We start from the raw sequence: 11,484 nt of genomic DNA on the forward strand, positions 1-11,484 counted from the left end.
ATCACGGTCGATGCGCAGGTCGAGAAGTTCGCCAAGAACGTCTCCCACACCTACCCCGGCCCCCTCCAGGGCCTCTACAACGTCGCCTCCTACGCCGGCGGCGAGTACTTCAAGCTCCAGACGTACCACCAGCTGAGCGAGGGCTCCCTGGAGGCGAAGGTCCTGCTCGGCCCCGCCGGCACCGGCAACTGACACACAATCGAAGACCGAGGCACGGCTCCCTCCGGCAATACGAGACGTATTCCTCGCTGGTGCCGAAATTCTAGTGAAGGGAAGCGCCAGGCGATGTCATCGCCCAGATTGTTCAGTGGAAAATCCGCTGAAACAGGTTCGGGAGTGTGACAGGATCCCGGTGCGGCGGCTAGACCTGGAGCCGTGCTGCAATTGAGCTCGATATTCCATAGGGCGAACGAGGGTTCGCCGGCCCAGCCCTTGAGAATGACCCCCGCCACCTGTCAGTTCTGGTCTCTGGTCCTGGAGGAACGATGCTGAGTAGACGATCCCTTCTTCGCGCTGGTGGCAGCATGGCGCTCGCGGCTGCCACTGTCGGGTCATCAGTGATGTCCGTATATGCAGGTGAAGACAAATGGGGGCAGCTGCGCAGGCATCTGCAGGGAGATGTGGTGCTGCCCTCCGACCAGGCTTACGCCTATTCCAAGCAAGGCGTTCTGGTAGAGCTCGACACCGTAGAACCGCAGGGAATCGTCTACTGCGAGACTCCCCAGGACGTGAGTACGGCCATCAAGTTCGCCGGTGACAACGACATCGCGGTACACACCCGCAGTGGCGGCCACAGCCTGGCCGGCTGGTCCACCGGCCAGGGCATGATCCTCGACGTCTCCCGGCTGAACCATGTCTCGGTCGGCGACGACACGGTGCGGCTCGGCCCCGGGGTGCAGAGCATCGACGCCCATACCGCGCTCAAGCCCTACAACAGGCAGATAGTCACGGGCACCTGCGCCACCGTACGCATGGGCGGCTATATCTCGGGCGGCGGCATGGGCTTTCAGGTACGGAAGTTCGGGGTCGCGAGTGACCGCCTCGTTTCGGCTCGGATGGTCCTCTCGGACGGTCGGATCGTGTGCGCCTCCGAGGCGAGGCACCCCGACCTCTTCTGGGCCATCCGCGGTGGTGGCGGCGGCAACTTCGGCGTGGCCGTCGACTTCGAGGTACGTCCGATATCGGCCCCTCGCATGGTGTACTTCGACACCTACTGGCCGTGGGACAAGGCCCAGGAGATCATCACGGCCTGGCAGGAGTGGTGCTCCAGCGGCTCGAACAACCTGGGCTCGACCCTGAACGTGCTCCTGCGCGACGGCGCCCCGGGCAATGTGCCGATCATCAAGATCAACGGCGGCTACCACGGGCCGCAGTCGGAGATCGAGCAGGCCCTGAACGAACTGGCCGCCGAGGCAGGCGCCACGCCCAGCCTCCGTACGGTCGAGGAGCTTCCGTACGACGAGGCGATGAAGGCCGTCTACGGCTGCGAGCAGCTCACGTTCCAGCAGTGCCACCGCGCCGGCTCGAACTCGGACGCCAAGATCCAGCGCACTCCCTTCCTCAGGGAGCGGACCCGGCTGCTCAACCGCCCCACGGGCAGCTCCGGGGTGGCCGACCTGCTCGCCGCCTTCGAAGCCAACCGCAAGCCAGGCCACATCACGTACCTGTACTTCACGGCACTCGGCGGAGTCGTCAACGAGGTCCCCCGCACACAGACCGCGTATGTGCACCGCGGCGCGGAGTTCTTCGTGGCCTGCGCGACCCTGTTGCACGACGGGCAGCCACCCGCGGAGGAGGCCGAGGCCGCCATGGTGTGGCCCACCCAGGCCTTCAACATCATCGACCCGCTCTCAAGTGGCGAGTCGTACCTCAACTTCCCCAACCCGGACCTGGGGGACTGGCGGCAGGCGTACTACGCCGAGAACTACCCCCGGCTGGTTTCGGTCAAGCGCCGGTACGACGCGCCGAACTTCTTCCGGCACGCGCAGAGCATCGGCAGCTGAGCCCGACTCGGGACGGCTTCGGTCCGGCGCGGGACAGCGCCGGCCCGAAGCCGTCTGGGTTCCCTTCCACCCTCCAACCCAGGCGTCCCTCAACTCACCCGCCGTCCGCCCCGTGACCGGATCGCTCTCTCCTCCGTTCCTGGATCGGAAGACGTGAGTGGGCGGAGGGGGAGCGGACGGTGGCTGATGTGGGTGACAGCCTGGAGGAGGCGGATGCCCGCCACTTCACCCGCCCGGTGCCGAAGTCGGCCCAAGCCCAGATGCGGTACCTGGTACGACAACTCAAGGGCACCAGGCCGGTGGCCGAACTCCTGGGCATCTCCCAGCGCACGGTGGAGCGCTACATCAAGGGCCAGCTGAAACACCCCCGCAAGGCCCTGGCCGACCGTCTCTACCGCGAAACCCGCCACCGCTGGCAGCCGAAGGTACGCGAGCGAGCCCGGCAGCAGGCGGCGACAACGGATGGCATCTTCGTCTCCACCCGGGCGCGCTTCGGTTTCACGGCGGCCCCCGGCAGTACCGACGACCCCCGTGTCCGCCACCTCAACCAGGCGCTGCCGCCCGAGTACGCAGCCCGCCTCTTCGCAGCCCAGGAAGCAGGCGCGACAGAGACCGAGCTCCAGTCGGTCCTGGCCGAGGGCCTGGGCGAGATGTACTTCCGCGACCGGGGCCACCGCGCCGAGGGCCTCCTGGTCGAGTTCACAGGCATCGAGCAGCTGGAGCTGGACTACTGATGCGCCGATTGGCTCTAGGCACGTGACTCCTCCATGCCGGGTCCGTCGGGGCCTTCAAGATAGGAAACGTGGCTGAGACCGGGGCAGGGTTGCTGCAACACACGCGCGCCTGCTCCGTCGACTGCTGGCATCGTCGTAGCTGACTTTCGGTGGTACAGGTCCAACAGACGGGTGGGGGAGTGCTACAGGTCCGAGTTAAAGCAACCGAATTGGCCTTGGCCGGCCCCTGGACCCGCTGCGCCGCGGACCCTATGCGGTGAGCGGCAGTGCCCGTTCGTCGAGCACGGGACTCATTGCAGGCTTTGGTCCCGCTTCAGTCCCGCAGGCAAAGTGCCTGGTCAGAGGCCATGCCTGCTAGTGGAGCGGGACTGACGGGACCGACACTGCAAGTTATGCCGATCAGGTGCGCGTGTATGCGCGCGTACGTATTTCTGTACTACTACGTGTGCTGTGCAGCTCATATATAGAACCTTGAGTCCCGTCAGTCCCGTAGCGCGGAGCTTGAACCCTCTGACCTGCTCTTTTGTGTACGGGACTGAACGGGACTGTTCGACACGCGGATGGCACGTGTGCTGCCACGACGGGGTGTGCGCTAGCCTCTGATCCAAGCGGAAACTTCAGTCCCGTCAGTCCCGTTGATCCCGCCTCTGAGACGGGTGGCGGCACAACGGACACGGTGTCCGTGGGGTTGATGCCCCAGACGAAGAAGACCAGCTAGGACAAGGACTCTCTAGTGCCCGGCCAGTTTGCGGCAGGCTCGTCAGCACCCCGCGGTGTCCGCTGCGATGGAGATATTCACGAGCGCCGCAGTCGTACCGGCCTCGCTTCTTCTACTGGCCTTTTTCACCCAGGCTTTCACAAGGGACGCTCATGAGCAGTGCCGAGTCGGCACGTCTCGACACCGCGACCGCCGCCGACCAGATCCTTCAGACAAGACTCGACCTCGGCCTGCCTGGAGACCAGGCGATGGTGCCCGCGCAGGCGGGAAGCGAGGCGACCCGACGAGTTGCTCCAGCAGGCCTGTTGCCGGACGAGCTGACCGACCGGGGCAACGCCAAGCTGTTCGCGCGCCTGTACAGCGATCGCTTTCGGCACGTGGAGGGCCTGGGCTGGTACTCGTGGGACCAGTACCGGTGGAAACGCACCGGCGGTGAGAAGGGCGCGATGTGGGCGGCCGGCGACATGGCCGAGCAGATGCCGCGCACCGACCCGCACGGAACATTCAGCAACCGGGAACTGGCCGCGCACCGACGACGCACTCAGTCCACCGCGGGCGTGAAGGCCCTGCTCCAGCAGGCGCAGGCCGCGCCGGGACTCAGTCTTGACCCGGACTCCATGGACGGGGACATGTACGCCCTGTGCACCCCGGGCGGCGTCGTCGACCTGCGGACCGGTGAGCTGCGCAAGCCCGACCCGCTGGCGGACATGCACTCACGCGCCACCACCGTCGGACCGGAGGACATGCCCCTGCCCCGGTGGCACAGTTTCCTGCGCGACACCTTCGGCGACGACACCAAGGGCCGGGAGACGATCGCGTTTCTGCACCTGCTGCTCGGCTACTCCGTCACTGGGGACGTGGGCGCCCAAATCCTGCCCTTCCTCTACGGGTCCGGCGCCAACGGCAAGTCCGTGCTGCTCGAGGTGATGATGCAGATCCTCGGGGACTACGCCAACGCCGCCCCGCCCGGCTTCCTGATGGAGAAGGGAAAGTTCACCGAGCACAGCACCGAGCTGACCGAACTGCACGGTCGGCGCATCGTCGTGTGCTCTGAACTCAAGCCGAACGACAAGTTCAACGAGGCCCGCGTCAAGCTCTTGACGGGCGGCGACACCATCACCGCCCGCCGTATGCGCCAGGACTTCTTCACCTTCAGGCCCACTCACAAGCTGTGGCTCCTGGGAAACCACCGGCCCGAAGTCGGCACCGGCGGCTACGCGTTCTGGCGCCGCATGAGGATCATCCCGTTCGAGCGGAAGGTCCCTGACGAACTCAAGATCGACAACCTGGCTCAGGAACTCGTCCTCGACGAGGGCCCCGGCATCCTGCACTGGCTCATCCAAGGCGCCCAGAAGTACCTTGCCACCAGGGACCCGCTCCACGGACCGGCCAGCGTACGGCTGGCCACCGAGGCCTACGAGAAGACCGAGGACCACATCGGCCGGTTCATCGCCGAGCGGTGCACCAAGGGGCAAGGCGGGCAGCCCAATCCCGAACTGCGCGTCGAGCAGAAACTCCTCTACGAAACCTACGGACGCTGGTGCTCGGACGAAGGGATCCGCCCGGCCACCAGCCGCGCCTTCGCCAGCCGCATCCGCCAGGAACTCGGCCTGGCCTCCCCAGCAGAGATGATCAAGAACAACGACCGCAAGCTCTACCCCGGCTTGGCCCTCCTCGCCGACGCCGGGACAGGGCCCGACGAATGACGCCCCGGACAGAGTCCGACGGCCGCCTGCCCAGGACTCCTACGATAGTTGCCAGAACCAGACAACCAGCGGTGAGCGCGCCGCATGATCCGGCCAGAGGCCGGCCCACGGGACAGGAGGGTCTGCGGCCATGAGCTCGATGCTGCAAGACAGCCAGCTCACCGACGAAACCGAAGTGGTCTGGCTCGAGGACCCGGAAAACCTCGACTACGTCCGGCAGGCCCTGGACAAAGTACCCACCCGCAAGGGCAAGCCCCGCTACTCGCGCGACGGCCGCCTCATCGGCTACACGAACCTCCATCCGGGCGCAGCCAGCGATCCCGACTCCGGTCTCTTCGCCCGCCGCGCGTTCTTCCTCCTGCCCCACGACCGCGACAGGCAGCCTCAGGGGCCGTACTCGGTGGGTGCTCCGGGAGAAGCCGTCGACCCCCGCACCATCGAGCCGGGCAAGGTCGGCACCAAGACGCCACGCTCGCAGAGGACTGCGGAGATAGCACCAGCAGGCAGGCAAGCGACGTCGGTATGACTGCGCGACACGGGACTGCTGATCTTTCCGTCCCGTCAGTCCCGTGACTGCCTAGGTGACGGGCTGACCTGCCCACTTCCAATACACCTCGAGCTACTCCCTCGCACCCACGGCGCCCCATGCCGGGACCCACGGGACTGACGGGACTGAAACTTCCCCTCGCCGTCACGGGGCGAGGCGGTGCCAGATGAAGATGTCGCCCATGATCCCTTGCGGGGAGCCGGCGCCGGATGTCACCAGTCCAGCACAGCCGCAGGCAGCTGCGTGCGGACGAGCTCGAAGAACGAAACCACCGCCTCACCGAGGAGAACCGGCAACTCACAGAGAAACTGCAGGTCTACGCACAGGTGATCGGCGAGCTACTCACGGAACGCGAACGCAAGCCTGACGCGGCCCGATCCGGCTCCCCTGTACTCGCCCCCAGCCGTCTCACCACAGCCTCGACCGCGAGCAGATAGCGGGGTCTGGGTCGAAGCCATGGGCCGTGGCTTCGACCCAGACCCCTCGGTCGCGGCCGGGCGGTAAGGAGGGCCGGGCCGCCTCCGCCGTGACCACGTCCCCCGGCGGGATTCGTGGCTTGCTACCTGTCGACGTCGTCGGTCACGCGCTGCCAGCTATCCAGGTCTGCGATGCGTGCCTTCAAGGCGGGGCGCATGCTCGTCGCGCTGGAGACGCCAAGGGCCAGGCGCAGCGGAGGGTTGGGGCTGTCGACCGCGGTCCGGATGCCTGCGGCGATCCGCGCCGCGGCGGAGAAGGCGGATGCCGGCAGCTCTCCGATGCCCTTCTGAACCTCGCGGACCGTCTGGTCGTAGTCGCCCAGGCCAGGTGCGACATCGAGGTTGGCAAGGAAGGGGGTCGCGGTCAGCCCGGGCTGGATGATCGTGACGTTGATGCCGAGCGGCGCGACCTCGGCTGCCAGCGCGTCCGACAGCCCCTCGACCGCGTGCTTGGTGGCGGCCAGTAGACCCACGCCGGGATGGGCGGACTGCCCGTAGACCGACGAGCCCTGGAGGATGTGCCCGGACCGCTGGGCGCGGAGCACCGGCAGCGTTGCGCGGAGCACGTTGAGCACTCCGAAGACGTTGGTGTCGAACACGGCACGGACCTGCGTGTCGGAGGCTTCCTCAACGGCTCCGAACAGTCCGTATCCCGCGTTGTTGGCCACCACGTCGATGCGGCCGAAGCGTGCGAGCGTGTCTTTCACCGCGTCCCGGACGGCTTGCTCGTCACGTACGTCCGCCTGGATGAGAAGCAGGCGCTCACCGTGCGCTTCCGCCAGTTCGTCCAGGGAGGAGGTGTCGCGGGCGAGAGCTGAGACGGCGTCGCCGCTCTCCAGTGCCTGGAGCGTCAGTTCGCGGCCGATGCCGGACGTCGCGCCGGTGATCAGCCATGTGCGGAGGTGGGTCTGCTGGTTGGATGCCCTATTCATGTTGCGATCGTAAGGCGTTAGCTCGCAACGAGTCAAGCAATCTGGACGCCAGAGTTGCTCTCTAGTCGGATTAGCGACGCTTGCTCTGATGTAGGGTGGATCCATGAGCAGTGCAGCAGCCAGATCTCCCGAACTCAGCCCGCGCACCGTCACGCCGACGGTGCAGACCGTTCTCGCGTTCGTGAACACCCGCGCGGACGGATCGGGTCGCCGGGAGTTGTTCGGGGACGGAGACTCGTTCGCGGCGTGGCTGGCGGAGCGCGACGAGTTCGGCGGCGAAACCGCGGCGACCGACGCTGACGCCGCGGTCGCGCGCGAGCTGCGCGATGCTCTGGTGACCGTGCTGCTGGCGCACTCCGGCGACGAGGAAAGTCTGGGTGAGCCGCTGCAGCGTGCCGAACGGCACCTGCGGCGCGCGGGTTCGCTCTACCCGCTGGCGACGGTGGTCACGGCCAGCGGTGTAGAGCTGGCGTCGCCGCAGGCGGGGGTGCCGCGCGTATTCGGAACCGTACTGGCCGCGGTGACGACCTTCGCCCAGAGCAGCGACTGGAGGCGCATCAAGGCGTGCCGGAACCCCCCATGCCATTTCGGTTTCTTCGACCGCACCCGCAATGGGGGAGGGCTGTACTGCAGCACTGGCTGCGGCTCTCAGGTGTCGATGCGCAAACACCGTCAGCGGCAGCGCCAAGGCAGTGGCGCGCCGTCCGAGGCGTGAGACCGCCCTTTCATCGGGGAAGAGTGACCTGCGGCGCGCGCCCGGAACTGGGGGTGAGCGGCACCGGCAGATCGGCCTTCCCCTGTCTGCCCCGATGGGCCGGAGGCCGCCCTCGCCTGGTCAGCGCCATGCCGGCCGACAGTGCTGCGCAGTGAACGTGGCGACGGAGGGTCAGGGCTGCTGGTTTTCGGCGGACTGCTGCAACCACGGTCGGACCCGCTCCTCCGTGAGCAGCCCGTACAACCAGGATCAGGTGGCGAGGTGGGCCGGGTTGCTGGCTTCGATCTGCGTCGCCCGCCTCCCTGAGGCGATCAGCTTTCATCTGTCCTGTGAATGCAACAGCCACCAACGAGCGACAGAACCCGCGGCATCGACGCCCGCCCTGTCGTCCCCCGCGCGCTGCCCGTCTCCGCCGCCGTACGCCATCGCTTCCCGCACCACACCTTGAACGGTGCCGTCGTCCAGGCCGTCATGCTGGACCTGGTCGTCCAGCTCGGCCTGCTGCTGCGCCGTCGCGACCAGGCGGCCAAGCGCTCACCCTGACCTGAAGTTCGCGGGCGGCACCAGTTGGGGGAGGACCTGCCGCCTGCCCGAACCCTCCGCGCATGACGAGGACCTGCGGTCGGCGAGACGCCGAACAGCGGCGCGAGCTGCCGCATGGTCAGGTTCGTGCGGCCGGGGAAACGTCCGTTGGATGTGATCGGCCTCGTGGCGTGCCGTTGTCCAGCCCTCGATCAGGATTGGCCAAGATCCCAGTCACCCTGCGGTGATCGCTCGAACCAGCGACGGCGCCATAGGAGTTGCGTAAGACATCGTCAAGGCTGGGACAGGCGCAGCACATGCTGGTCGTCGTCCCCGGTCGCCGTGGTGCCGAAGTCCATCGTGGTGGACGACCTAGGGACGGACACCTGCACGCGTCCTGCCAGCCCTCGAGGTCCAGCCGTGGCGGCGGGCCTTCGACAGCAACATGCTTCCGGCGATCCTGCGCACCGAGGCGTTGTTGCCGCGCCTGCCCCGGCCCGGCGGCCGGGTGGTCACTATCGGATCCGGTCTGCCTACGAGGAGGTCTACGCCGAGCCGCCGTACGACGAAGGCCCTCGCGATGTAGCCGAGTTCATCGATCACTACCGGGTACATGTCCAGCGCCCCGGCATGCGGCTGGTCCTGGCCCGCGAGGGCACGGTCATCACGGGCTTCACTTACGGGTACTACCTCGCCGCGGACACCCGCTGGTGGAAGAACCTCGACATCGACCTCCCTAGGGAGTGGGCTCGTGAGGACGGCCGCCGGACTTTCGTCATCATCGAACTGGCCGTACGCAAGGCCTGGCGGCGGTGCGGTATCGCCGCCGAGCTGCACGCCCGGCTCCTGGACGGTGTAGCGGCCGAGCGGGTCACACTGACAGTGCGGCCGGAGCCGGAGGCCGCGCCGGCACGGTCCGCCTACGCGGCATGGGGCTACCGGAAGGCCGGGGTGTCGCATCCCTGGGACGAGGCGCCGCTGTACGACTGCATGGTCCGCGAACTGCCACTCTGACTTCGGCTGTCGGTTGTTTGGTCGTCGGCAGTGCCAGCTCGTTTCCCCTGGAGGGGAATGGTGTACGGGCTCCTGATTGCCACTTCTGTTGGGGTGGGGCGCTGTGTGGTGTTCTGGGGCCCTCTCAGGGTTGTGTGTGTGGGTGGAGGTGGTGGACTGCTGCGAGGGGTTGCTCGGTGGGGTCTGGCGTGTCTGGGTGTTTGTTTTGGTGGGTGGCGTTAGGGCCGAGGCGGTAGAACTTGATGCCGATGGCGGTGTAGGCGTGTTGGAGCCAGCCTTGTTGGGCGAGTCGGCCGATGCTGCGTGAGGCGCTGGTGGTACTGAGGCCGAGTTGTTTGCCGATGTCGGTGGCGGTGGTGGGTACGGGTTCGCCAGTGGGGACGGCGGTGGCGTAGTACATCAGGACTTTCAGGTCCGCGCCTTGCTTGAGCTTGGAGCGAAGGAGCAGGTCGTGGAGTTCGCTGGCGTCCATGAAGGGGGCGTCGAAGCGTTGGGCCGTGGGGGTCATCAGGACGCCTCCTTCGTTTTCTGCGCGGGGCAGCGTACTACGGGGTGTCGGGCGGTCTGGGTTGCTTTGCGTTGTTGTCGGGAGGAGCCGTCGTAAGCAGCTCGGGGGTTGACCTTGTAGAAGGTGACACGCCCGACCTCTTCGGCTTTGAGGAGGAATCCTCCGCGGTGGAGGTTTCCGACGGACTTGCTCACGGCGTTCGGACGTAGCTCCAGATTGATGCCGATCTCTCGGAAGCTCTGACGCAACGGTTCATCTCCGGACGGGGAGTTGAACAGGTAGTAGCCGTAGACGAGCTTGTCGTTCTTGGTGTAGCCGCTGTCTTTCTCCCATACGCCGGCCGCCAGCGACTTGCTGACGGCCACATGCCGACCGCCGCCGCTCCAGAGGTACGGCTTGTTATCCGGGTGTAGGAGTTCGAGCTGAACGTACTCGCCGGTGCACGTGTTCACCGCTGCCCTGCCCCCGCCCATACCACTCCTCACCTAGAGGTTTCCCATGGAGGGGAACGATGTACGCATGCTGGAGGTAACGGCCGGTTCCCCTCTAGGGGAACGACACGAGGTGTCCGGCCCGCGATTCTGACTGGCTATCGTTTCCCCTCCAAGGGAAAGAGTCGTCCCATTGTGATACTTGAATAGCCCTCAGCGTCACATCACATGGCCTCTGACCTGCGATGATGCCTGTCCCCTCTATATGCATCTCTCCTAGGCCCTTCGAACAGCTCCCTCGCGCTGAGCGGGTGTGCTGCAGCCGCCAATCGGAGAGCAGGTCAGAGAGGCACCGCTATCACTTAGAACTGAGGTGTCATCAAGTTCCCGGGTGGGCCGCTTGCGCCGGTTCCTGTCAGCTATACGGGTTGTGCGCAGGAGGTGTTCAACTGGGGTCGTCGGCCGACGGCCGGCTGTATGGCCGACCTGCTTGTGCGGAGAACCCCTTGCGTGTACCGGCGGTTGTGGGGCATGCCGGGGCTGGGTGTGCAAGAGGCCTCGATGTCATGCGGGTGCACTGGTGTGGTGTCAGGGTGATGCATGGTACGGGGACCGGTAGGGACGCTGTGATCCATTTCAGATCTGGACTACATTTTGAAGCATTCCCTGAGCCTCAGTCACGCAGCCCCCTCAGGGAGGAAGGGCTGGCTCTTTCTGCTCCAAGCTTGCCCCGGCCGATCCAGGTTAGGCCCCTGCTCGCACTCATGATGGTGCTTCAGTCGAGGACTGCATGGGGTTGTGGAGTGTGGGTGCGCGTCTGCTGCGCAGCCGCTTGCGGGGCGGGCCCTTCTGTAGGTGCGCCCGCCCGCTGTGCGGGCGGGCTGGTTTGGCGGAGCCGCTGTGCGGCTCCGGGGTGCTCCCGCGGAGCGGGTGCGCCTAACTCGTCTGCGAAGCAGGCGAGTTCACTGCCTGTGATGCACACGGGCAGTGTCTTCCCGCGAAGCGGGAAGTGGCCTCCGCTGCGCGGAGGCCTTGTTTGCCTCGCTGCGCAGCAGCGAGGGACCCGCGGAGCGGGTCGGGGGGAGCGCTGCGCGCTCCACCCCGGCCCCCGCCCACCGCAGGCCGGTGAACCCCCCGCCGTCGCGGGCCGCGAACCGGGGGCCCGCGAAAAGGGGGGC

The 11,484-nt window shown here is 66.6% G+C and carries 10 protein-coding genes and 1 pseudogene; 8 read left to right on the plus strand and 3 right to left on the minus strand.

All coding sequences use genetic code 11. The annotated features are described in order from the left end of the window. The 5 genes and pseudogenes from ACWD35_RS43220 to ACWD35_RS43240 all read left to right on the plus strand — a co-directional run. A pseudogene (locus tag ACWD35_RS43220) lies at positions 1–192 on the plus strand (aromatic prenyltransferase); the annotation flags it as partial. 431 nt (positions 193–623) lie between these two features. Continuing rightward, positions 624–2,003: an FAD-binding oxidoreductase gene (locus ACWD35_RS43225; RefSeq protein ID WP_451356819.1), complete on the plus strand. Its 1,380-nt coding sequence runs from the start codon at positions 624–626 to the stop codon at positions 2,001–2,003. Between the two features lie 179 nt (positions 2,004–2,182). Further along, entirely contained in the window at positions 2,183–2,737 is a 555-nt protein-coding gene (gene tpg, locus ACWD35_RS43230) for a telomere-protecting terminal protein Tpg (protein ID WP_451356820.1), read from the plus strand. An 870-nt stretch (positions 2,738–3,607) separates the two neighbouring features. After that, on the plus strand, positions 3,608–5,161 hold the full coding sequence (locus tag ACWD35_RS43235; protein WP_451356821.1) for a DNA primase family protein: 1,554 nt from the start codon (positions 3,608–3,610) through the stop codon (positions 5,159–5,161). A gap of 130 nt (positions 5,162–5,291) precedes the next feature. After that, positions 5,292–5,687, plus strand: coding sequence for a DUF6009 family protein (locus tag ACWD35_RS43240; RefSeq protein ID WP_451356822.1), 396 nt, complete (start codon positions 5,292–5,294; stop codon positions 5,685–5,687). 580 nt (positions 5,688–6,267) lie between these two features. Here ACWD35_RS43240 and ACWD35_RS43245 read toward each other — a convergent pair. Further along, positions 6,268–7,116 carry an SDR family NAD(P)-dependent oxidoreductase gene (locus tag ACWD35_RS43245; protein ID WP_451356823.1) on the minus strand — a complete coding sequence of 283 codons (849 nt, stop codon included), beginning with the start codon at positions 7,114–7,116 and terminating at the stop codon, positions 6,268–6,270. 103 nt (positions 7,117–7,219) lie between these two features. Between ACWD35_RS43245 and ACWD35_RS43250 the strand changes: the two genes are divergently transcribed. The 3 genes from ACWD35_RS43250 to ACWD35_RS43260 all read left to right on the plus strand — a co-directional run bounded on the left by ACWD35_RS43250 (position 7,220) and on the right by ACWD35_RS43260 (position 9,367). Continuing rightward, entirely contained in the window at positions 7,220–7,831 is a 612-nt protein-coding gene (locus tag ACWD35_RS43250; RefSeq protein WP_451356824.1) for a CGNR zinc finger domain-containing protein, read from the plus strand. 333 nt (positions 7,832–8,164) lie between these two features. Then, positions 8,165–8,374 (plus strand): hypothetical protein, encoded by a 210-nt coding sequence (locus ACWD35_RS43255; protein ID WP_451356825.1) that lies wholly within the window; start codon positions 8,165–8,167, stop codon positions 8,372–8,374. Between the two features lie 399 nt (positions 8,375–8,773). Next, positions 8,774–9,367, plus strand: a complete 594-nt coding sequence (locus ACWD35_RS43260; RefSeq protein WP_451356826.1) for a GNAT family N-acetyltransferase — start codon at positions 8,774–8,776, stop codon at positions 9,365–9,367. Between the two features lie 124 nt (positions 9,368–9,491). Here the strand turns inward: ACWD35_RS43260 and ACWD35_RS43265 are convergent, their stop codons facing one another. Both ACWD35_RS43265 and ACWD35_RS43270 read right to left on the minus strand, forming a co-directional pair. Next, positions 9,492–9,875 (minus strand): MarR family transcriptional regulator, encoded by a 384-nt coding sequence (locus ACWD35_RS43265; RefSeq protein WP_451356827.1) that lies wholly within the window; start codon positions 9,873–9,875, stop codon positions 9,492–9,494. After that, positions 9,875–10,348 carry a helix-turn-helix domain-containing protein gene (locus tag ACWD35_RS43270; protein WP_451356828.1) on the minus strand — a complete coding sequence of 158 codons (474 nt, stop codon included), beginning with the start codon at positions 10,346–10,348 and terminating at the stop codon, positions 9,875–9,877. The genes ACWD35_RS43265 and ACWD35_RS43270 overlap by 1 nt, the downstream gene beginning before the upstream one ends. Positions 10,349–11,484: the final 1,136 nt, after the last annotated feature.

Source organism: Streptomyces sp. NPDC002671 (assembly GCF_053592475.1).

Bases quoted from the DNA above. Each gene is read 5' to 3' on its own strand.
- ACWD35_RS43270 (WP_451356828.1), bottom strand. From the start codon at position 10,348: ATGGGCGGGGGCAGGGCAGCGGTGAACACGTGCACCGGCGAGTACGTT.
- ACWD35_RS43255 (WP_451356825.1), top strand. From the start codon at position 8,165: ATGCAACAGCCACCAACGAGCGACAGAACCCGCGGCATCGACGCCCGC.
- ACWD35_RS43240 (WP_451356822.1), top strand. From the start codon at position 5,292: ATGAGCTCGATGCTGCAAGACAGCCAGCTCACCGACGAAACCGAAGTG.
- ACWD35_RS43265 (WP_451356827.1), bottom strand. From the start codon at position 9,875: ATGACCCCCACGGCCCAACGCTTCGACGCCCCCTTCATGGACGCCAGC.
- ACWD35_RS43250 (WP_451356824.1), top strand. From the start codon at position 7,220: ATGAGCAGTGCAGCAGCCAGATCTCCCGAACTCAGCCCGCGCACCGTC.
- ACWD35_RS43235 (WP_451356821.1), top strand. From the start codon at position 3,608: ATGAGCAGTGCCGAGTCGGCACGTCTCGACACCGCGACCGCCGCCGAC.
- ACWD35_RS43245 (WP_451356823.1), bottom strand. From the start codon at position 7,116: ATGAATAGGGCATCCAACCAGCAGACCCACCTCCGCACATGGCTGATC.